Genomic DNA, 22703 nt, shown 5'->3' on the forward strand with positions numbered 1-22703 from the left:
CAAAAAGTATACCCTACTATAACTCTACAAATAGTTTTTTATTTCGCTCAATTCCATGACCGATGGACAAATAGTATGGTCCAGTTTTTTTTGATATTCAAAATGTAAGGTATGCAAGCCCATATTCTTTGCGCCCAAAATATCCGCTTCTAGGCTATCTCCTATCATAAGTGAGGTTTTAGGTTGGGCATCTGCCATTTCCAATGCCATTTTAAAAATCTTGGGATGCGGTTTTTTTACCCCTGCCATTTCTGAGTTCACTACCACCTTAAAATAGTCCAAGATGCCCGCATTACGCATTTTCTTTTCTTGGATTTCCTCAAACCCATTGGTAATTATATGCAGCTTATAGCTGCCCTTTAAATAATCTAGAAGTTCCAGTGTACCGGGAAAAAGATGGTTAAAGGTAGATAGGTTGGCAATATAATCCTCTGCAAGTTGGTTGATATCATCATCGCTTACGAACATGCCCAATTGGTCAAAAGCGGTCCTTAGCCGCTGGTAGCGCAGTTCTTCTTTGCTAATTTTTTCCTCGCGGTAAAGCCTCCAAAAACTAAGGTTCAATGGAACATAGATTTCCAAGAACCTGGCCAGTTCAATGTCCAATTCGTTGCTTTTAAAAATCTTTTGAAAGGTTAATGCAGAGTTTTTCTCAAAATCCCAAAGGGTGTGGTCCAAATCAAAAAACACATCGGTAACAACCGCTTTAAACATAATATCTTTTTAAGGTGGCCCCGTAGAGTTCCAACCAGTTTATTTTATGGTTGCCCCCCAAGAGCTCATTGGAAAAAACAAGGGTAAAGGTTCCATTCACCTGTTTAACTTGTTGATAAAGGAGATCTAATTTCTGAAATACCTCTTGTTGATTCTTAAAATTCCTTAGGGCATAATCACACAACACAAACGGGTGAATGCGCAAGGGTTGCTGTGCCTCTAAGGTAAGGTCGTAAAAATAGAATGGAGTACAGGTTCCGGCCCTAAAACCAAGGTGGTGGGTATAGCCCATGGTATAATCGTCCGTAAATTCCGCTTCAATTAAATTGCGGTACGTTTGCGGAATGGCCACGCGGTTATACCGTAAACGAACATGCTGTACGGGCCTATTGATCAAATCAGAAAGACGTTTTCTTTCCTTGACCAATATGGAAATATCCCTAACCGAGGCCAAGGAAGCGCTTAGCGCCACTTTGCTATAATCCGAAACCGATTTAATGAGGTGCCTAAATTTGTTACGGTAAATGGAGATGTTCTTATCATGGGCAGAATATGCCGCAAATTGAAAGAAGAACATGGCCTTTACCTTAAATTTCTTATGAAGGCCCAGCAAGAAATCAAAATTGTCATACGGATCTTTTTTGGGGTTGAACCAAACCGTAATCCTTTTGACCAAACGAGATAAGCGCAGACGGCTTAAATCCAGAAAAAATCCGGCAATGCTCCTGGAAAAACCTTTGAGCGCGTAACAATGGGAGGTTGTCACATTTATGATAGGGGTAAAGGAATACGTTTTTGATGCCTGTTCTAGGTCTGGAAACCGCTGCTTTAAACCGTCCAACAGTAAATACGCCCATTGATCTACCAGCGGGCATTCCAAAAACCCTTTTTCAAACCCCAAGCTTTTTTTGGCCGGAAAACGACCTAAATCGTCTTTTACATGGGGTAAATATTCCTCATACCTACTAAGCAAGTAAAATGCTGCAGAAAAAATATCAAAGGGGACATTGCTGCGTTCGCCAGCATCAAAAAAGCATGGCACCCCGTTCCATTCTCCAAGCTTAATCTCTATATCATTGATGCCTTGCTCAAAAAGCAAATCATTGGAGCGAACAAAGAACTCGTTCTGCAAAGGCTGTTTGGTATAGGTGATTTTTGGCCCGGTGTGTTTGATAAAGTCCTCTACTTTGGTGGTAAACGTGACCTCAATACCTAAAATCCGCACAAAAACCTGCTTCATCACATAGGTGAAACGTTTTGTAATCTTATGTGTATAGATCAAGAGCATCTACAGGAGTTGTTCATCGGCAAAACTAAAGTACGCCTTTTGTGTGATGATTAAATGGTCCAACACCTTTATATCCAATGCTTGGGCCGCATTCTTAAGTTTTTGGGTGAGTTGCTTATCGGCCAAACTCGGTTTAAGGGTCCCAGAGGGATGGTTATGCGCCAAAATGAGTCCTACCGCAGCATGTTCAAGTGCAAGTTTTAAGACCAGCCTAACGTCTACCAATGTACCCGTCATACCCCCTTTGCTCAGTTGTTCCTTGTGAAGCACCTTATTGGCATTGTTTAGGTACAAAATCCAAAACTCCTCATGTGGCAACTCCCCCAGAATAGGTTGTAGCAAATCAAAAGCGACTGCACTACTGGTGATTTTACCAACCTTGACCAAGTCTTCTCCCCTTCTGCGCCGGCCAATCTCCAAAGCTGCGGCTATACCAATGGCTTTGGCCTCCCCAATACCTTTAAATTTCATAAGTTGCTGCAAGGACAATTTACCCAAATTGTTTAAATTATTGTCTACAGATGCCAAAATGCGCTTTGATAATTGTACCGCACTTTCTTCCCTACTGCCAGAACCAATAAGAATGGCGATAAGCTCTGCATCGGAAAGTGCGGAACGTCCCTTTTGCGCTAGTTTTTCACGTGGCTTATCGTCATCAGACCAGTTTTTTATGGGAAAGGAGGTTGGCTTATCTTGCATGCGCTAAAGATACTTGGAATTTTGGATTTGATGTTTCCCAAAGCCCATCGGATTCCATCTTTGCGATACCATGAACATTTGTCTAAAAAAGATTTAGGCCTTATCTTATAACGCATTAACACTAGCACCTATACGAAATGAAATCCCTATTAACCACCGATGGCCATGCTGAAATCAAAGATAGACTAGCAAAACTAACCGAGAATTCTAAAGGCCAATGGGGTAAAATGACGGTAGGCCAGATGTTGTGGCATTGTCAATACCCATTGCAACTTGCTATTGAAAACAGGCCAAACACCTCAAAGGGAAACTGGTTCATAAGGACTTTTTTTAAAAAATCGCTCTACAATGACAAGCCTTGGCGAAAAAACCTCCCTACTGCCCCACAGCTTAAAGCAAAAGAGCCCAAGGATTTTAGCACTGAGTACGAGGCTCTCACCCGTTTGGTAGATGAGTTTGCACAATTGCACGATCGTGAAACTTGGCACCCACACCCAGCTTTTGGCACATTTACCAAGAACCAGTGGGGACAATTGGAATTTAAACATCTAGACCACCATTTAAAGCAGTTTGGGGTATAGATTTCTATGTGCTGGATGGGGCATTGGCCCAAACACTGGAAAATTACCGCTAACCAAATAGGTCTTTAACTGCATTTAAGTCCAAACCGCCATAGTTGCCAGAACTCATAAACAGGGCTACCGTGTTGTCATAGTTCTTTTGAAACACCACCTCCCTAAAAGATGAAGCGTTGGTATAAATTTTTAGGTCTTCCCGCTTAAAGGCACTTTTAATTTGCTGCGTACTTACAGGTTCTAATTTTTTTATGGCCACGGATTCTGGCAAATAGAATACAATAGCCTCATCTGCCGCCGCCAACGAGCCTTCATACTCTTTTAAAAACTCCGGGTTAAAGCTGCTATAGGTATGTAATTCCAGAAATGCCACCAATCTTTTATCAGGATACTGTTCTTTTACCGCCTTAGTGGTGGCTTTTACCTTACTGGGAGAATGTGCAAAATCCTTATAGGCAACCTTGCCATTGCCCTGCACCAACTTTTCTAGACGTTTGGAAGCTCCCTTAAATGTGCCGATGGCTTCGTAGAAATCAGCTTCGTCCACCCCCATTTGCTGGCATATCCATTTGGCACCGGCTAGGTTATTGAGATTGTGTTGCCCAAATATTTCAATAGGCATCAATCCTTCCGGGGTATCCAGTAGCGTCTTTCCATCCTCTACCTTATAATTGGGGGTGCGATACGGAAATTTGCGAATGGTATTTTGGGACTGCTCTACCACCTGCACAACGGCAGGGTCTTCTTCGTTATAAGTAATAGAACCCCCATTTACAATGCTATCCACAAATATTTGAAACTGCTCCACATAATTCTCCAAGGTTGGGAATACATTGATATGGTCCCAAGCAATTCCGCTCAACAAGGCGATATTAGGTTGGTATAAATGAAATTTTGGACGCCTGTCCACGGGGGAAGAGAGGTATTCATCCCCTTCCAGGACCATAAAGTCATTATCTTCGGTTAAGTGCACCATGCGTTCAAACCCCTCTAACTGGGCTCCAACCATATAGTCCACCTCCTTTTCGTGGTACTTTAACACATGCAAAACCATAGAGGTTATCGTAGTCTTTCCATGGCTACCTCCTATGACCACCCTAGTTTTATTTTTGGATTGTTCATATAAAAACTCGGGATAGGAATATATGGTAAGCCCTAGTTCTTGTGCTTTTAAAAGTTCTGGATTATCCGCTTTGGCATGCATTCCCAAAATAACGGCATCTATGCCTTCGTGGATTTTATTGGGAAACCATCCAAAGACCTCTGGCAGTAACCCATGGGCTTGGAGCCTTCCTTTTGAGGGTTCAAAAATCACATCGTCACTACCGGTGACCTGATATCCTTTATGTGCCAAAGCCAATGCTAAATTATGCATCGCGGAGCCACCAATGGCAATAAAATGTACGTTCATAGCTGTTTTATTGCTGGCAAAGATAACCAATGGGCCAAAAATGTGTTTTGATTCTTGCTATCTTGTCAAAAAAGAAATTCATGAACCTATCAGAAATACCTTCAAAAGAGATGATGCCGGGCTATCACGGTAAAATGGTACACGCAAACACCATGAGTTGGGCATTTTGGGATGTAGAGATTGGTGCTCAGGTACCAGAACACCAGCATATCCACGAGCAGATCATGCACGTGGTGGAAGGAACGTTTGAATTTACCCTAGATGGCAATACCAAAACCTATAAAGCGGGTGATGTTGTCATTATCCCTTCCAATGTGCCACACAGCGGCAAGGCCATTACCACCTGTAAATTAATGGATGTTTTTAGCCCTGTTCGGGAAGAGTATAAATAAGGCGGTGAGGCTCCATGGGTGAACAAGCGGAACGTACAACAAACTAAGCAAATCCAGGGGTACAGAAACTTAAAAAAACGAAACATATGAACATATCACTACAACATAAAAACGCCCTTGTTGGCGGGAGCAGTGGCGGTATTGGTAAAGCCATTGCCCAACAACTGGCCGCCAGCGGCTCCAATGTTACCTTAATGGCTAGAAATAAGGAAAAACTAAAATTGGTTTTGGAAAGCCTAGATACGTCCCTAGGACAAAAACACCAGTATTTGGTGGTGGACTTTTCTGACTATGAAGGATACCTGCAAAAGATTACGGCGTATTTTAAAAGGAATACGATTGATATTTTAATAAACAACACCCAAGGACCCGCAGCCGGCAGCGCGTTAGAAAAGAAGGTCATGGAGTATCAGGAGGCTTTTGACCTGCTGTTTAAGACCGTAGTCCTTACAACGGAACTGGCCTTGCCCAAAATGATGCAAAACCAATGGGGCCGCATCATCAACGTAGCATCAATATCCGTTAAAGAGCCCTTGTCCTATTTGGCCCTATCCAATTCCATCAGGGCCAGTTTGGTTACCTGGGCAAAATCTTTGGCCACTGATGTTGGGGATAAACAGATTACCGTAAACAGTATTCTAACGGGATACTTTAATACCGAACGCATTGTACAGCTCAATGAAAAAAAAGCGGAACAATTGGGAATTTCACAAGATGAGGTCTTGGCAGACATGAAATCCAAAGTGCCCTTAAAACGCATAGGCGACCCAAAAGAGTACGGATATCTGGTGGCTTTTTTGGCATCGGACAAGGCGTCCTATATTAACGGAACACAAATTCCCATTGATGGAGGTCTATTAAAGAGTCTGTAAATACGCTAGGCAGTGAACCCCACACCTGCTTGTACAACCAGTACCGTTTTGAAGCTTTTTACTCATCCAAACACCTGTTTCCCTCATTTTTCATGGTATTCCGGGTACTTTGGAGGCATCTTTGTCCGTAATTTTATCATTCTATAAGCTAAGTAAGATTACCACTTCCTTGCTAAAGCGTATAGTTTAAGCGCAGCACATGAAACACATTGTAATCCTAATTGCCCCACTATTTTTTTTCCAAATGGCAAAAGCCCAACAACATAATGATTCTTTTGAAACCCTTTGGTCACAGGTTGAAAAACTAGAGGCAGATGCCTTGACCAAGTCTGCCGTTGCAGTAGTGGACATCATTAGGGCCAAGGCAGAAAAGGAAAAAAATGCCCCGCAGAACGTTAAGGCGCTTTTGTATGCAGCTAAGTACGCCCTTACCCTTAAGGAAGATGCCCAGTTGAGCATAATACAGGATTTTAATACCGCCATCCAGAACGCAGAATTCCCTACCAAGAATATTTTAGAAAGTTATTTGGCCAATCTCTACTGGCAGTATTTTCAACAGAATAGATATCGATTTTATAATCGTACACAAACAGAACAAAAAGTAGACCCAGTAGATTTTAGGACTTGGGACCTTAGCACCATTTTTAAAGAAATCACCACCCATTTTGAGGCTTCCTTGGAGAATGAATCTGCCCTTCAGCTGCTTCCAATTTCAGATTTTGAGCAGATTCTGAACCAACAGAAAGGTTCTGCGGAATACCGCCCTACCCTTTTTGACCTGCTGGCACATACCGCACTACGTTTTTATACCACTGGTGAAGATAATATGACCAGACCTGCGGACAAATTTGAAATTGATGATGCTGAATTTCTTTGTGACGGGGAAACCTTTGTACAGTTAAACATCTCCACTACAGATAACACCTCCCTCCAAGTTAAGGCTCTATGTGTTTTTCAAAAACTTTTAACCCTCCATGCCGCTTCCAAAAAGCCGTACACCTATGCTGAAGTGGACATCCAGCGTCTAAAGTTCATTTATCAAAATGCAGTTTTTCAGAATAAAGAGGGTAAATTTTTGCAGGTGCTTCAAAATAATGCCTCTAAGGAAAAAGGGAACTTGGCCGCTAGCCTTTACCACTATGAAATAGCCTCTTTACTGCATCAACAGGGTGCCACTTATAATCCAAAAACCAATACGGAAACGCGTTGGAAAACAAAGGAGGCCCTTGAACTTTGTGAGCAGCTCATAAGGGAAATGCCGGATAGTAGAGGGGCAGAAAAATGCCGGGGCCTTAAATCCCAGATTCTTTCCCATGACCTGCGTCTGACTGTGGAGCGGCACATTCCTATGCACCAAACATCACGCCTGTTGGTGAATTATAAAAATTACGATGGTCTACAACTCACCGCCCACAGCATTTCCCAAAAGCAATGGAACGCATTGCAACGTATCTATCCGCAAGAAAAGAAGCTGGTCTTTATCAAAGACTTGGTTGCCGTTGCTTCGTGGGAAGCCAGCTTAAGGAACGAAAACGATCATCAATCCCACAGTACCGAAATTTCCTTGCCCCCTTTGGGGAATGGGCAATATCTCATTTTAGCACTACCCAAGGACAACACCGATAACACATTCGCCTACACCCAAGTACAGGTTACCGATCTGGCTTTAATTCAGATAGAGACAGAAACCCATCAGGAGTTTCAAGTAGTGGATAGGAATAACGGAAATCCGGTTATTGGAGCAATGGTGACCTTGCGATATCGTTTAAACTATAACGGTAAAAAATTGACCAAAACATGGTACACGGACCAAACGGGAACAGTATCCATTAAGAGGACTCCCAAAGAGTGGAATGACGTGGATATTACCGTGTCCCACAAAAAAGATACGGCCTTCTATGGGAAGTACTACATTTACCGAAACTATGAACCAGGCGAACCCAAACCTACCTATTCTTCTTTTTTATTTACAGATAGGAGTATCTATAGGCCGGGGCAACCGTTATATTTTAAAGGCATTGCGCTAAAAAGATGGAAAGAAAATTCCTCCTTATTGAAAGACCTCAATGTTACGGTGCAGTTAAAAGACGTAAATGGCCAGGTAATAAACACTGCAGATTTTACCACCAATGAATATGGTTCTTTTGCAGGGGAATTCATCTTGCCAAATACCGGGCTCACCGGACAGTTTTCATTACAAGTGAGTGCAAAGGACCATGCCTTGGCCGGTTACACCAGTTTTTCCGTAGAGGAATACAAACGTCCCAAATTTGAAACGGCTTTTGAACGGGTCATGGAGAGTTATAAGGTCAATGATACTGTTACCGTTCATGGAACCGCTACGGCCTATGCAGGAAGCAACATCACCGATGCCAAAGTTAGTTACAGGGTAAAACGTTCCGTTTCCTATCCTCGCTGGTACTATTGGCGATATCCCTCCCAAAATACAAGTCCTCAAGAAATAACGAAGGGCGAAACAAAAACGGACGCCACGGGTACCTATTCCATAGATTTCAAGGCTATTCCGGATAACCGAACGGACAAAAAAAACCTACCCACCTTTACGTACGAGATCACTGCGGACGTGACCGACATTAATGGGGAAACGCATAGCGCCACTACTTTTGTGACCGTAGGATACCATGCCATGATGGCTAGGATGTCTTTGGCCAACCCAATGGATAAGGACATCAAAACCCATACGCTTAGCATTGCCACACGCAATCTTAACGGTCAGTTTGTAGCCGCAAAGGGAACTGTAAAAATGTATAAGCTAAAAGCCCCAAGTACTGTTTTAAGGCCACGGCAATGGCAATCACCGGATTATCCCGGTTTTACGAAAGAGGAGTTCCGAAAGTTATTTCCACACGATGCCTATGAGAATGAACATGATGCCTCTTACTGGGAAAAAGGTGCATTGGTATGGGAATCAAATTTTAATACGGAAACTTCCAAAGAACTTTCCTTGGGGAACATTAAAAAATGGGCATCGGGCAAGTACCTCTTGGAATTGGAAACCACCGATAGATTTGGGCAGGAAGTCAAGGATATTCTAGAAACCACCCTGTTTAGCCAAAACGATGAACAACTGGCAGACCATCAATTGTTCCAAATTAAGACCGATAAAAACAGTTATCGTACCGGTGAGCGCGTTAAAGTGACCCTACTTTCCAATGCAAAGGACGTTCATGTAACGGTTGCCATAGAAAAAAACAAAAAAATTATCGATACCAAGATTATCCGCTTGAACAAAAACTCAGCTAGTTTCACCATACCCGTAAATCAGGAAGATTTGGGAGGGTTTGCAGTTTCCTACAGCTACGCTGTGTACAACCATTTTGATTCTGGTACCCTTAATGTTGCTGTACCCTATCCCAGTACCGACCTCCAAATAGAGACCCTGACATTTAGGGATAAACTACAGCCTGGTACTGATGAGACTTGGTCGTTTAAAATTAAAGGGCCTAAAGGGGACAAGGTCGCTGCAGAGATATTGGCAAGCATGTATGACGCCTCCCTGGATGCCTTTAGGAATCATTACTGGGGATTTAACCCTTTGGTACGGCCACATTACTATGCCAATAGAACGGTGAACGCTTATTCCTGTTTTACCAATGCTACCTTTATCACCCATTTAGACAATGAGTTTTACACCTTTAAGAGCCTAAATTTTGATAGTTTTAATTGGTTTGGCCTTTATTTTGGGCATGGCAACTACAGGCTTGCAGGTGCCCAAGTAATGCGCAGTAAAACGGCTATGGCACCAAGGGCAGCATTAGGAGAGCCAATAATGGATAATGAAGGGTCTGAACTTGATGAAGTTGCTTTCTCCGAAGATTTTAAAAGAGAAAAGAAAGCCTTAGGTTATGCCGTAACCTCAGTGGATTCTAAAAAAATTGCTGATACTTCTTCTGAAGCAACCAAAGCCGAGAATTTACAAATCCGTAAAAACCTTCAGGAAAACGCATTTTTCTTTCCGCAATTGCAGACTGATGCGGAAGGTACCGTTTCATTTAGCTTTACCACCCCAGAAGCCTTGACAAGATGGAATTTACAATTGTTGGCCCATACCAAAAACCTTGAGAGTTCCTACACTACGCTGCAGGCCATCACCCAAAAAGAACTGATGGTAATACCCAATACGCCAAGATTCCTTAGGGATGGTGATCAAATAGTAATCAGCAGTAAAATTACAAACCTAACGGATAAGAAGCTATCCGGTTTAGCAAGGCTTACATTGATAGATGCTATTTCCGGCAAGGATATTTCCAAGAAATTGGCATCCTCCGCTCCCGGAACTGACATAAATGGAGTTGCCTTTACAGTAGATTCCCTTAACAATGCCCAGGTATCATGGCGATTAGAAATACCATCTGACATACAGGCCGTTCAATATACCGTAACCGCCAAAGCAGGGGATTTTAGTGATGGGGAGCAAAACGTTTTGCCCGTTTTGACCAACCAGATGCTAGTGACAGAAACCTTGCCCATGTGGGTCAGAAGCAACCAAACCAAGACCTTTACCTTAGATAAGTTAAACAAAGCTTCCTCCCCTACGCTCAAGCACCATAAGTTAACTTTGGAGATGACCAGTAATCCCGCTTGGTATGCGATACAGGCACTCCCCTATCTAATGGAGTACCCGTATGAGTGTAATGAGCAGACCTTCTCTAAATATTATGCAAATACCTTGGCCACGCATATTACCAACAGCAATCCAAGAATTCAGGAGGTTTTTGACCAATGGGCTACTACGGATGCCTTGGTCAGCAATCTGGAAAAAAACCAAGAATTAAAATCCCTTTTGATTCAAGAGACCCCATGGTTACGCGATACACAATCTGAGACCGAGCAGAAAAAACGTATTGCGCTGTTGTTCAACCTCAACAAAATGAACAGTGAACAGGCAATTGCCCTGAACAAACTACAACAGAACCAAAGCCGTTCCGGTGCCTGGCCTTGGTTCAATGGCGGTCCGGACAGTCGTTTTGTAACCCAACATATCGCTGCCGGCCTTGGACATTTAAAAAAGTTGAACGTTACTTCTGGAGTAGTTGAAATGCAATCCGTTTTAGAAAGAGCTATCTATTATTTGGATGACCAATTTGTGCAAGAGTACCTCCAAATGAAAAAGTATGCCACCAACCTTAATGACGATCATCTAAGCCAAACGCAAATCCATTATTTGTACATGCGTAGCTTTTTTAACGATATTAAGACTACCAAAAAAGTTAAGGACATCCAAGACTATTACATGGGGCAAGCACAGCACTATTGGAAGAACAAAAATCTGTATTCCAAAGGAATGTTGGCCTTGATCGTGCATCGGGACGGGGATAGCAAAACGTCTAAAAAGATACTCCGCGCCTTGGAGGAAAATAGCATCACTTCAAAAGAATTGGGTATGTACTGGAAGGAAAACACAAGTTCTTGGCATTGGTACCAAGCCCCTATTGAGACCCAGGCATTGTTGATTGAAACGTTTTCTGAACTGCGGCCCGCCGATGTAGAAACCATTGACAACCTTAAAATTTGGTTGTTAAAAAACAAACAGACCAACCAGTGGAAAACGACCAAGGCAACCACCGAAGCCGTTTACGCCCTCTTATTGCAGGGCAGTGATTGGTTGTCGGTGACAGATGCCGTGGACGTTTTGGTGGGAGGAGAAAAAATAGCGCCTTCCCAATTGCAACATGTAAAAGTGGAAGCAGGAACAGGATACTATAAAACGTCATGGAACGGTAACGAAGTACTACCCAAAATGGCAGAAGTTCAAATTTCAAAAAAAGGGAATGGTATAGCCTGGGGCGGATTGTATTGGCAATATTTTGAGGATTCGGATAAAATCACCTCGGCGGAGACCCCATTAAAACTAAACAAGAAGCTGTTCCTCAAAAAGAATACAACCACCGGAGAGACCATTTCAGAAATTACGGATAAAACGGCTTTAAAGGTTGGTGACCTGGTTAGGGTACGGATAACCATACGGGCCGATAGGCCCATGGAGTTTGTGCATATGAAAGATATGAGGGCAGCAGGTTTTGAGCCGGTAAACGTTATATCCAGGTACAAATGGCAAGACGGTTTAGGCTATTATGAAGCCACTAAAGATGCCAGTACCCATTTCTTTTTTGACTATCTGCCCAAAGGGGTCTATGTGTTTGAATATGATTTACGTGTGAACAATGCAGGGGATTTTAGTAATGGCATCACCACCATCCAAAGCATGTATGCGCCAGAATTCACCAGTCATTCAGAAGGGGTCCGGATTCGTGTACAAGCGCCATAGTCCCTCATGGGAAAATTACCGACGTTTACAAAATTGGCGCCTCTGCTAACTTCGCAAAAAATGGATGCCAGATGAAGCTTGTTCCATGTAGTAAGAAAGGTTAAACACCCTTTTAAGTCCCGGTGTTACTTAACTAAAGTCTTATTTTAGGGCTGTTCCCTCAACCAAAACCGCGGCTACCTCATTATTGGTTTTATTTGCCGCAACGGTCTCTTAGCTTAGCTCCATCATTTAAAACCAATACGTTATGAAAAATGCCATTAAAATTTCCATTACCGAACCATGCTCCAAAAATTTTAATAATTTTAAGCGTACCCATGGGGGAGGCTTCTGCAGCAGCTGTAAAAAAGAGGTCATTGATTTTACGGGTATGTCAAATGCTGAAATGATACTACACTTAAAGAAAAAGAAGGAAGACATTTGCGGAAGATTTACCCAGCAACAGTTACAACAGTCTATTTCAATTGTGCCAACCCGAAGCGCATGGCTCCATAGGGCAGCAATTTTTGGGATTTCCATTTGCACCTTGGGAACTATGGGAACCTTGGAGGCACAACAAACAACCACCAAAAACAAGGAGATACAAACCCAAGTAAGCAAAACCACACAGTTAGAGGTATTGGCGGCCAAAAATTATACCATCAAAGGAACGGTGCTGGATGACCAAAGCCTGCCGCTGCCCGGGGTGAACGTGGTCTTAAAAGGTGCTGCCATTGGCACCCAAACAGCTCTTGACGGTAGTTTTGAATTTCCTAAAAAATTAGAGGTAGGTGATATCTTGGTCTTTAGTTATATCGGGTTCGAGACCAAGGAGTATATGGTAAAAGCATCCGAAAACGAGACCATTAACGTTACCATTTTATTTGAGGCAACGGATATTATCCTCATGGGCGATGTGGCCATAGAAGGCGTTTATAGTTCTAAAAAGAACTTGTTCCAAAAATTCTTTGGACTGTTTAAATGAGGTTTTTATTGGTTTTATGCATTGCATTTACAACGGTAACCCAAGGGCAGCGAATAGCTTTTTCCGGTATTGACTTTGCAAAGGCAGATAGCTTGGCCAAGCACTATCATGGGGCAAGTCTTACCAACCTGCCCCATTTAACGCATAACCTTACAGAAGGTTTGGATACGGAGGTTGAAAAGTTTAGGGCAATTTACCGCTGGGTATGCACAAACATCGAAAATGACTATGCCGCCTATCAACGTACCAAAAAAAAGCGCAAAAAAATAAAAAAGGACCAAGCCTCCTTTTTGCTTTGGAACAAAGGATATACCCCTAAAATGTTCCAAACTTTGATGAAGCATAAAAAAACGGCTTGTACCGGTTACGCTTATCTCATTAAGGAAATGGCAAACCTTGCAGGGCTGGACTGTGAAATTATTAACGGCTTTGGAAAGGTACTTAACGCTAACCTTGGTGCAGAAAGTGAACCTAACCATTCTTGGAATGCCGTTAGGCTGGCAAACACTTGGTATTTATGCGATGCCACCTGGTCCGCAGGGACTTTTGTCATCAATGAGGGGGTACCCAGCTTTAAAAAGGAGTATGTGGATGGCTATTTTCTGACCGAACCCCGATATTTTGCCAAAAACCACTATCCATTGGATACCAAATGGCTGCTTATGCCTAACCCGCTGGGGTTTGAAGATTTTTTGGCGGGACCCTTGTTGTATAAGGACGCTTTTGAAATGAAGGTATTCCCGGAAGAACCCCAAAAAATGCATGTCCGTGTCCAAAAAGGACGGTCTTTTGTAGTAAAGTTCAATGGGCAGGTTAATTTGGAGAAAGCATTGGTCCTTTTTATGGTGTACGATGGCAACCAAACAACAGCCGTTGTCCCAGAGCTTCAAAAAAAAGATACCGTTTATTTCCTAAGGGAGCCACTTAACCGTCGTGGCACCTATGATATTCACCTGAACATCAATGGAAAGCCAATTGCCACTTATGTGGTTAAGGTGACAAAATAAGTGACCTAAGAATTAAAAACTCATCTTATCCTTAAACAGGTAGGACTGCCTACGGGACACTTCAATTTCCTCCCCGTTTTGCATGGTGAGCTTTAATTTGCCGTTAAACCAAGGCACCACGTTACCAATGTAATTGGTATTTACTATTTGTTGTCTGTTCACCCTAAAAAAGGAGGCTTCGGGCAGTTTTTCTTCTATTTGGTTCAACGATTTGTACAACAATGGCCTTTCTCCCCTAAAAAAGACCCGCGTGTAATTGCCAACAATCTCAAAATGCGAAATATCTCCAATCTTTACCAACCAACAAGATTCGCCATCCTTAATGAAGATTTGGCTCTGCTCTGTAAGTTTCTCCCTGTCAGAAACTTCAGGATTTTGCTCTAGTTGCTTTTTCACCTTGTCGATGGCGCCGGCAAAACGTTCCTCACTAATAGGTTTTAACAAATAATCCAATGCATTATATTCAAAAGACTTTATGGCATACTCATCAAAGGCGGTTGTAAACACCGTAATGGGCACCTCATCCAACATTTCCAATAGTTCAAAACCGTCCTTCTCCGGCATATTGATATCTAGAAAAAGAAGTTCTGGCTGTTCTTTTTGTATCAGTTCCAAGCCATCGTCCACATTTTCCGCCTCCCCTACCAAAGTAATATCCTGATGCTCCTTTAACAGCTCTTTAAGTTCATTACGGGCCAAACGGCTATCTTCCACTATTACGGCTTTGATCATGGTATTAAAGGTATTTGTATGGAGGCCCCAACGGTATGGTCTGCAATCTCCTCCAGTTTAAAAACGGCTTTGGGCCCGTATAATAGGGACAATCTTTTTCTAATATTGGCAAGCCCCAACTGGGTGGTATCTTTTGCCATCAGCAATTTACCGGTATTGCTTACCAAGATGGACATGGTTTGGGCAGATTTGGTAATTTGGAGCCGTATCACCCCACCTTCCTTTAACTTGGAAATCCCGTGTTTGGCGGCGTTTTCCACCAAAAGCTGAATGACCATGGGAGGAATTTTAAGGCGTAGACATTCTGGGTCTATGTCTTCGTCATATTTTAGGCGTTCTTCCATTTGGATTTTGGAGAGCCCAACATAGTTCCGGACCATTTCCAGTTCCTCTTTAACGGTAATGCTATCCACTGAATTTTTGGTCATTGAAAATTCCAACATCTCAGAAAGCTTGGTAATCATTTCCTTGGACTTGGGAACATCCTCTAACATGAGGCCCCTAATATTGTTTAAACTGTTGAACATAAAATGTGGATTCACTTGGCCCTTTAGCGTGTTTAATTGTGCCTCCCTAAGGGTGCTGTTCAATTCCAAACGCTCCAGACTGTTTTTATTGGCCCTGATGCTAAAATTTATGACAAAGTAAAGGACAGTCCAGCATAACATGGTGAACGCAGCATTGGCAAATGCAAGGGCATAGTTAAAGTTTTCCTTGATAAATGCTTTTTCTTCCGCCGTGCGCCCTATATAGGCATCATAAAAATGCTCTGCAGTAAATATCAACATAAAATAGAGCCCGCAGGTGGCAATAAAGGCCAATAGCAACCTAATGTACTTTCGTTTCTGGTCAAACTCAAGCCCTACATATTGTTTTAGGTACCAACGGTAACCAAAGGTCACAGCAATTCCAAATACCGTGGAAACCATAAAAGAAAAAAACAAATAAGTCTTACTAAAACCTAACGGTACAATAAATATGGTGGCGTCCAAAACCGACCAACCCACCAATTGTAAAACCCAAAACAGGATGTTTTTATTCCTAGGCCTCATAAAAGTTGTGGTTTTAGGGCTTTGGGTGCCACGGGCAGGGTGAGCTGTACGGATAGCCCCCCATCAAATGACTTGGTATAGCCTCCCTCCTCCTTAAATAGTAATTTTAAACGCTGTTTGATTCTGGATTCCATGACATCATCTGGTCTGGCCAATGAAAACTTGGGACAGGACAGCGTAAGTGTCAGGGTTTCCTTGACCAAACTTCCCGCCAGCCCAAATTCATTGGTTCCAGCTTGTCTAAAATCTTCATTTTCAGCGACCATTTCGCACAAGTTGAGCAGAAGCATTGGCGGAATTTCCAAACCTAGGGTCTCTTTGGTAAAATCCTTTTTAAACAGGACATCGGATGCGGTAACCTTGTTTAGGAGCAGTGCATAGCGGTCTACCATTCGCAACTCTTCATTAATAAAGACTTGGTGCACATCATTTTTAGTCAATGAATACCGTAAGATTTCGGAAAGTTCCGTAAGCATACGTCTGGCAAGTTTTACATCGGTATCCATGGTTGTTCTTATCGCACTTAATACCTGAATGATGAAATTAGGGTTTAAATGGCCTTTTAACGTATTTAGCTGTGCTTTTTTAATAGAGTCTTTGAGGACGATGCGTTCTGCCCTTTGGTTGTTAAGCCTAAAAAAGTACTGCACCCCCAAATAAGCAGAGGTCCAGGCAGCCATCAATATCAAACTAAAAATAAAGCGAGAGGTATCCGAGGTAAATCCCATAGTATTGGAAACGTCCAATGGGTCCTCAGGGGCAATACGTTCCGTTAACCAGCGCGAGGCAATTCCCAAGTAATAGGGAATAGTGATAAAAATCCAGCTGGCCGTCATAATACCTATGATTACCTTTAGGACGTTCCACCAGCTAAACCGCGCAATACTTTTTGTAAGTTTAAGGTAAAACCTAAGAAGTGTAGTGGGGATTACACCCACCAATACCAAGGAAATATATAGTAAAAGCCTGGCAAAAATTCCACCGGATGCGTTTAAGGAAATAAACACCAATAAGAAAAAAGCACCCCAACCCAAAAACTGCAGTACAAAGAAAATGAAGTTTCTATTTTTAATGTTCCAAGTCATACACATACTGCCCCGTTAGGCCATTGAGCGTCTAATTGAACCAAAGATATGCAAGTTTTCCAAGCCTACTGTGCTTATCAACCCCACAGGAAAACCAAGGACACTGGGCCCTAAAGTTTACTTTTGCTCTTTCTTCTTTTTTTAAGGCACCCATATAATTTTCTATCCTCCTTAACCCCCCAAATGATGGCTACTACCGACGAGGCAACCATGAAAATGGTCCATACCTGTTTACCCGCATTAAATTGGGAGGCCAATGCTGATGCCAATAGCAGGGCTGCCGCTCCGTAAAGGGCATTGCGTATGGGTTTTTTCATTTTTGCAATTTTTGGGTGGCAGCTGTTGTGGTTTCTTCTTTGTGGAGCACTGCCATTCCCATGAACATAAAACCGGCGTGTATGGGTAAAAAATAATGAATGACACTCTGGTCCGCGATGGCTCCAAATGCACCTAAAAGGAGGGCGATGAAACCAATGACAAATACGGCTTGCTTAATATTCTTTGAATTTTTCATAATACTTGTTTTATATTGGATTGATTTGATAACTATACTTGCCCGATGAAGGAGTTTTGATAATTTGATTTCCTAAGCTACGTGCCCCAATAAGGAACCTATACCAAAATGCTTAGGATAAGTGAAACGATTATTTTTACTAATGCTACCATCTGTTTTGATTTAATTGATTTGATGACACAAATGTAGCCGGCAGGTCACCTTCAAAAAATAGAATTATGACGAACGGTAAACTGGTCTTACCGAACGGTAAAAAGAGGATACTTAGTTTATAAAAGTGGTGGTGCTTTAGTTCTTGGAAGGAGGAAATTTCGAGAAAATCTTGTGGACCACACGCTGAATTTGTTGTTCACGTTCAACCGGGGTAGCTTTTTCCTTATAATTGGCAGAACCAACTCCCTGCCAGAACATCTTATTGGTCTGGGAATCCACAAAATCAAATTGTAATTGACGCTGAAGTCCAGAGCGGCCCATAGGAATACCAATGGTCATACCGCCACCCATATTACGGTTGGTGCCACCAATCCCAACCCCTACATTATTTGTACTGGGCGCAGATTGGAATTCCTCACTTTGGATGTTGATATAGAAATCTGGTTCCTCTACCTGAAGGAAGCCTTTGGCACGTAAGGTAGAGTCCAATACGCTAAAAAGTCGTCTATCGTCAAAAACACTTAGGCCAGTTTCCACATCGGAAAAATAGTTATACGTAGTGTAGTTGTTAAAATTGGTCCTTTTATCATAGTCATAAGCCACGCGGACCGTATTGCATGAGGTCAGGAAAAGAAGGACACAACAAACCAAAAGTAGCCTCATAACCAAGTAGTTTCTTTAAAATTAGCAAAAAATTGAGTGTGGTTTCCAGTAAAAAAGAAACTATTCGTTCAAAAGGCCCCAAAGCTTATCCTTGAGTTCTTGTATTCCTTTTTGGGCAACGGAAGAAATAAACATGTAGGGAACTTTTAAGGTATGGTCCAACTCCACTTTCATCATTTCCTGAAGTTCATCATCCAACATATCGGACTTTGATATGGCCACAAAGCGTTGTTTGTCCAATAGCTCTGGATTATATCGGCGTAATTCATCCAACAAGATTTCATACTCCTTTACAATGTCCTTACTATCGGCAGGAATAAGGAACAAAAGCGTGGCATTACGCTCAATATGGCGCAAGAAATAATATCCCAACCCTTTGCCTTCCGCAGCTCCTTCTATGATACCTGGAATATCTGCCATGACAAAACTTTGGAAATCCCTGTACTCCACAATGCCTAGATTGGGTTTTAAGGTAGTGAATTCATAATCCGCTATCTTGGGCTTTGCCGATGTCATGACGGACAGCAGGGTGGATTTTCCCGCATTGGGAAAACCTACCAGACCCACATCTGCCAAAAGCTTTAGTTCTAAAATCACGTATTTTTCCTGACCGGGGATTCCCGGTTGCGCATAACGTGGGGTTTGGTTGGTAGAAGTTTTAAAATGCCAATTGCCACGACCGCCCATTCCTCCTTCTGCCACAATTTTTTCTTCCCCGTGTTGGGTGATTTCAAAGAGGATTTCATTGGTTTCCCCGTTCCGTACCACGGTACCCAAGGGCACATCCAAATACACATCTTCACCATCTGCACCGGTACTTCTATTTTTGCTGCCATGCTCACCATGGCCCGCTTTAAAGTGCTTTTTAAACTTATATGTGACCAGCGTCCAAAGATTGTTGTTCCCCCGGAGAATCACATGGCCACCGCGCCCACCGTCCCCACCATCAGGCCCACCTTTGGTGATGTACTTTTCACGGTGCAAATGCACAGAGCCCTTGCCCCCGTTACCAGAAGAGACAAACAGTTTTACGTAATCAACAAAATTACCTTCGGTCATATGTTTAATTCAATCATCAGTTTTGTACAGCTTTAGCCTGTGGGCAGGGAATCGTCCAAATAAAAGGTATACACCAAGTAACAGACCGCAACTATTACAAATATGAGCACGGCAGAGCATCCGGTGATAAAGCATCCCTTAAATGCATATTTTGGCGGAATGGCTTCTTCTGGCATGGTTTTATATCACTTAGGCCAAACGATCGATCACCTTTGCCAAACGCTGGGTAATTTCTGTGATTTCACCAATACCGTTCACTGCATAAAATTTATCCTGTGCACTGTAGTACTCTTTTAAGGGCGCTGTTTTTGCGTTGTACTCATCAAACCGATTGCGGATTTTGGCTTCATCCTGGTCATCACTCCTTCCGCTGTCCTTACCACGTTCCAATAAACGAGCTACCAAAATATCATCTTCCGCCTCAAGGGCAATAGTGGCATGTATCTGCATATCCCTGCTTTCCAAGAAATGGTCCAATGCCTCTGCCTGGGTGGTAGTTCTTGGAAATCCGTCAAAAATAAATCCAGCGGCATCCGTGTTCTTTTCCACTTCTGCCTTGAGCATATTAATGGTTACCTCATCTGGCACCAAGTCACCGTTATCCATATAAGATTTGGCCAATTTCCCCAATTCCGTCCCGTTTTTAATATTATATCGGAACACGTCCCCGGTAGAGATGTGCTTAAGATTGTATTTTTCTTTTAAAAATCCAGCCTGCGTTCCTTTGCCCGCTCCGGGTTTTCCAAAAAGTACTAGGTTGATCATATGGTCTTCATTTAATTGATATACTTCTTTTAAGTTTCTTCCCAGCTCCCTGTAATCCAATCCATACCCAACAATAAATTTATTGGGAATTTCAAGCCCTACATAGTCAATATTATATTCCCCATTGTATACTTCCGGTTTATAGAAAAGGGAAGCTATTTTAAATTCCTTGACCTTAGAATTGGCAAATAAATTCACCAGCTGCTTTAAGGTCCTGCCCGTGTCTATAATGTCTTCCAAAATAACCACGGTCTTGCCCTCCAGATTTTCTGGAACATCCAATAAGGTTTCCACAATACCTGTAGAGGTGAGCCCTTGATAGGAGCTAAGTTTTACAAAGGAGACCTCGCATGGCTCTTCATAGGCCTTTAAAAAATCTGCCACAAACATAAAAGACCCGTTCAACACCCCTACAAAAATGGGTACTTCATTTTTAAGGTCCGCTGCAATCTGGCTTGCCATTTTATGAACCGCACCCAAAATCTGTTCTTGGCTTAAGAAGGGTTTAAAGTATTTGTCATGCAATTGTATCATGGCAAGGGTTCTTTTTTGCAGGCCGCTAAGATACTATTTTAAGAGCGGTTTCCTTTTGAAACCTTCACCCTTTTGGGAATTCACCGTATTTTTGTTTTTTAAGCACAGGGTGTTATGGACTATTTTTCTTCAGACTTTAAATTAGGAATTCTCGGCGGCGGGCAGCTGGGCAAAATGTTGCTCTATGAAACCCGAAAATGGGATATTTACACCAAAGTTTTGGATGCTTCTGAAGAAGCGCCCTGTAAAGTTGCTTGTAATGAATTTGTGCTGGGCAGTCTTTTGGACTATGATACCGTCTACAGTTTTGGAAAAGATGTTAATGTACTTACCATCGAAATTGAAAATGTAAACTTAGACGCCCTTGAACAATTGGAACGGGAAGGGATTACCGTTTATCCACCCACCAAATCCCTGCGTACCATACAGAATAAGGCCACCCAAAAGTTGTTTTATGTTGATAATAACATCCCCACGGCAGGTTTTCAGCGTTTTGCCTACAAAAGTGAAATTACGGACAGTATAAAGAACGAAGCCTTGGATTTTCCCTTTGTTTGGAAAGTTGCCCAATTTGGGTATGACGGACAAGGGGTTAAAGTGGTCCGGTGCTTGGAAGATTTGGAAGAACTTCCATCTGGGGAGTGTATTGCGGAACAACTGGTTCCGTTTAAAAATGAACTGGCCGTGATCGTTGCCAGAAGCGCCAGTGGCGAGGTTAAGACCTATCCCGTGGTAGAAATGGAGTTTCACCCAGAGGCCAATCAGGTAGAATACGTTATCTGTCCTGCCAGAATACCGGAAGAAGTAGCCAAGAAAGCCCAAAAGGTGGCGCTGGCCGTTTCGGAAAAGATAGGACAGGTTGGCTTACTGGCCGTAGAGTTGTTCCAGACCCATGAAGATGAAATCCTGGTCAATGAAGTGGCACCTAGACCCCACAACAGCGGCCATTACAGTATAGAGGCCAGCTTTACCAACCAGTTTGAACAACATCTGCGGGCCATTTTAAATTTACCTTTGGGAAATACAGCGAGTAAGCTCGCCGGCATTATGGTGAACCTGGTTGGTGCAGAAGGGCATACCGGCCCTGTAATTTATGAACATTTAAATCAGGTTCTTGCCAAAAAAGGGGTTACCCCGCATATTTACGGGAAGAAACAAACAAGGCCCTTTAGAAAAATGGGACATGTGACCATTGTAAATGAAAACATTGAGAGAGCTAGGGAAATAGCACAGCAGGTGAAGGAAAAAATCAAGGTAATTGCAAAGGAATAGGTGGCAGCAAATCCAATGAGGGTGATAGCTTATATAGAATAGTACATCTGCGTTTATCGTTTACGGTACAAACCCCTGTTTACCGTGGTTTTGAGGAAATAATTGTATTGTATTTTTGAATGGACTAATTAAAAAGAAATAACATGAAATTCAGTTTTAACAGCGGTGGCAACCAGTTTAAGCTCGAGGAAAAATTTAACGTGGCAGACCAAGAGATAAAAGCTGCCAAATACGAAGCTGCCGTAGCACTTTTACAGGAAATCATCAGCGAAGATCCCAAATTTGGAAAAGCCTACAATCATTTAGGTTGGTTGTACGAAACCAAGTTCAAAGATTTGGCAGTAGCCGAAAAGCACTACAAATTGGCACTAGAGCATGCGCCGGAATACACTGCCGTTTATAAAAATTATGCTATTTTATTATCCACTTTGGGCAAATATGATGATTTAAAGGTACTACTGGACAATGCCATCAACGTACCTGGGATGGACAAGTTTACTGTGTACAATGAATATGGCATCATGTATGAGCAGTTAGAGCAATACAACCAAGCCATTAACTATTATCGTGATGCCGCAAAAGCCACTATGAATGATAAGACCATGAAAACGGCCATGGATTCCATTGAGCGCTGTAAAACCAAAATGAGTTTATAAGCTGTTT

Annotated in this window: 21 protein-coding genes; 8 read left to right on the forward strand and 13 right to left on the reverse strand. The window is 42.4% G+C overall.

Going from position 1 to position 22703, the window contains the following annotated elements; genetic code table 11:
* Window positions 1-24 precede the first annotated feature (24 nt).
* Genes I595_RS04165 through radC form a run of 3 tightly spaced genes read right to left on the reverse strand, consistent with a single transcriptional unit; the run spans window position 25 to window position 2701 of the window.
* Window positions 25-714 (reverse strand): YjjG family noncanonical pyrimidine nucleotidase, encoded by a 690-nt coding sequence (locus I595_RS04165; protein ID WP_054558149.1) that lies wholly within the window; start codon window positions 712-714, stop codon window positions 25-27.
* Window positions 707-2002: a polysaccharide deacetylase family protein gene (locus I595_RS04170; RefSeq protein WP_054558150.1), complete on the reverse strand. Its 1296-nt coding sequence runs from the start codon at window positions 2000-2002 to the stop codon at window positions 707-709. Before I595_RS04170 ends, I595_RS04165 begins: the two co-directional genes overlap by 8 nt.
* Complete coding sequence (radC, locus tag I595_RS04175; protein WP_054558151.1) at window positions 2003-2701, reverse strand: RadC family protein; 699 nt, start codon at window positions 2699-2701, stop codon at window positions 2003-2005.
* A gap of 137 nt (window positions 2702-2838) precedes the next feature.
* Between radC and I595_RS04180 the strand changes: the two genes are divergently transcribed.
* Entirely contained in the window at window positions 2839-3282 is a 444-nt protein-coding gene (locus I595_RS04180; RefSeq protein WP_054558152.1) for a DUF1569 domain-containing protein, read from the forward strand.
* A 49-nt stretch (window positions 3283-3331) separates the two neighbouring features.
* Here I595_RS04180 and I595_RS04185 read toward each other — a convergent pair whose 3' ends face one another.
* Window positions 3332-4687, reverse strand: a complete 1356-nt coding sequence (locus I595_RS04185; RefSeq protein ID WP_054558664.1) for a UDP-N-acetylmuramate--L-alanine ligase — start codon at window positions 4685-4687, stop codon at window positions 3332-3334.
* A gap of 80 nt (window positions 4688-4767) precedes the next feature.
* Between I595_RS04185 and I595_RS04190 the strand changes: the two genes are divergently transcribed.
* The 5 genes from I595_RS04190 (at window position 4768) to I595_RS04210 (ending at window position 14211) form a co-directional block, all read left to right on the forward strand.
* Window positions 4768-5079 (forward strand): cupin domain-containing protein, encoded by a 312-nt coding sequence (locus I595_RS04190; RefSeq protein WP_054558665.1) that lies wholly within the window; start codon window positions 4768-4770, stop codon window positions 5077-5079.
* A gap of 86 nt (window positions 5080-5165) precedes the next feature.
* Entirely contained in the window at window positions 5166-5951 is a 786-nt protein-coding gene (locus I595_RS04195) for an SDR family oxidoreductase (protein ID WP_054558153.1), read from the forward strand.
* Between the two features lie 199 nt (window positions 5952-6150).
* Window positions 6151-12240 carry an alpha-2-macroglobulin family protein gene (locus tag I595_RS04200; protein ID WP_054558154.1) on the forward strand — a complete coding sequence of 2030 codons (6090 nt, stop codon included), beginning with the start codon at window positions 6151-6153 and terminating at the stop codon, window positions 12238-12240.
* Between the two features lie 247 nt (window positions 12241-12487).
* Window positions 12488-13204 (forward strand): carboxypeptidase-like regulatory domain-containing protein, encoded by a 717-nt coding sequence (locus tag I595_RS04205; RefSeq protein WP_054558155.1) that lies wholly within the window; start codon window positions 12488-12490, stop codon window positions 13202-13204.
* Complete coding sequence (locus tag I595_RS04210; RefSeq protein ID WP_054558156.1) at window positions 13201-14211, forward strand: transglutaminase domain-containing protein; 1011 nt, start codon at window positions 13201-13203, stop codon at window positions 14209-14211. Before I595_RS04205 ends, I595_RS04210 begins: the two co-directional genes overlap by 4 nt.
* A gap of 12 nt (window positions 14212-14223) precedes the next feature.
* Here I595_RS04210 and I595_RS04215 read toward each other — a convergent pair whose 3' ends face one another.
* From I595_RS04215 to I595_RS17085, 9 genes are all read right to left on the reverse strand, one after another.
* Window positions 14224-14943: a LytR/AlgR family response regulator transcription factor gene (locus tag I595_RS04215; protein WP_054558157.1), complete on the reverse strand. Its 720-nt coding sequence runs from the start codon at window positions 14941-14943 to the stop codon at window positions 14224-14226.
* Window positions 14940-15995 carry a sensor histidine kinase gene (locus I595_RS04220; protein WP_054558158.1) on the reverse strand — a complete coding sequence of 352 codons (1056 nt, stop codon included), beginning with the start codon at window positions 15993-15995 and terminating at the stop codon, window positions 14940-14942. Before I595_RS04220 ends, I595_RS04215 begins: the two co-directional genes overlap by 4 nt.
* Window positions 15992-17080, reverse strand: a complete 1089-nt coding sequence (locus I595_RS04225; RefSeq protein ID WP_054558159.1) for a histidine kinase — start codon at window positions 17078-17080, stop codon at window positions 15992-15994. The genes I595_RS04220 and I595_RS04225 overlap by 4 nt, the downstream gene beginning before the upstream one ends.
* 110 nt (window positions 17081-17190) lie before the next feature.
* Window positions 17191-17397: a hypothetical protein gene (locus I595_RS04230; RefSeq protein WP_054558160.1), complete on the reverse strand. Its 207-nt coding sequence runs from the start codon at window positions 17395-17397 to the stop codon at window positions 17191-17193.
* On the reverse strand, window positions 17394-17594 hold the full coding sequence (locus I595_RS04235) for a hypothetical protein (RefSeq protein ID WP_054558161.1): 201 nt from the start codon (window positions 17592-17594) through the stop codon (window positions 17394-17396). The genes I595_RS04230 and I595_RS04235 overlap by 4 nt, the downstream gene beginning before the upstream one ends.
* Window positions 17595-17882: 288 nt before the next feature.
* Entirely contained in the window at window positions 17883-18410 is a 528-nt protein-coding gene (locus I595_RS04240; RefSeq protein WP_054558162.1) for a DUF4136 domain-containing protein, read from the reverse strand.
* Window positions 18411-18470: 60 nt separating this feature from the next.
* Complete coding sequence (gene obgE / locus I595_RS04245; RefSeq protein ID WP_054558163.1) at window positions 18471-19469, reverse strand: GTPase ObgE; 999 nt, start codon at window positions 19467-19469, stop codon at window positions 18471-18473.
* 32 nt (window positions 19470-19501) lie between these two features.
* On the reverse strand, window positions 19502-19645 hold the full coding sequence (locus I595_RS17320) for a hypothetical protein (RefSeq protein ID WP_157449639.1): 144 nt from the start codon (window positions 19643-19645) through the stop codon (window positions 19502-19504).
* Between the two features lie 13 nt (window positions 19646-19658).
* Window positions 19659-20768: an adenylate kinase gene (locus I595_RS17085; RefSeq protein WP_083467492.1), complete on the reverse strand. Its 1110-nt coding sequence runs from the start codon at window positions 20766-20768 to the stop codon at window positions 19659-19661.
* A 114-nt stretch (window positions 20769-20882) separates the two neighbouring features.
* Here I595_RS17085 and I595_RS04255 point away from each other — a divergent pair, with 114 nt between their 5' ends.
* Window positions 20883-22040, forward strand: coding sequence for a 5-(carboxyamino)imidazole ribonucleotide synthase (locus I595_RS04255; RefSeq protein ID WP_054558164.1), 1158 nt, complete (start codon window positions 20883-20885; stop codon window positions 22038-22040).
* A gap of 143 nt (window positions 22041-22183) precedes the next feature.
* The gene (locus tag I595_RS04260) at window positions 22184-22696 is read left to right on the forward strand and encodes a tetratricopeptide repeat protein (RefSeq protein WP_054558165.1); all 513 of its coding nucleotides are present in this window, start codon (window positions 22184-22186) and stop codon (window positions 22694-22696) included.
* Window positions 22697-22703: the final 7 nt, after the last annotated feature.

The sequence above is a fragment of the Croceitalea dokdonensis DOKDO 023 genome, assembly GCF_001306415.1.
Classification (GTDB): Bacteria; Bacteroidota; Bacteroidia; order Flavobacteriales; family Flavobacteriaceae; genus Croceitalea; species Croceitalea dokdonensis.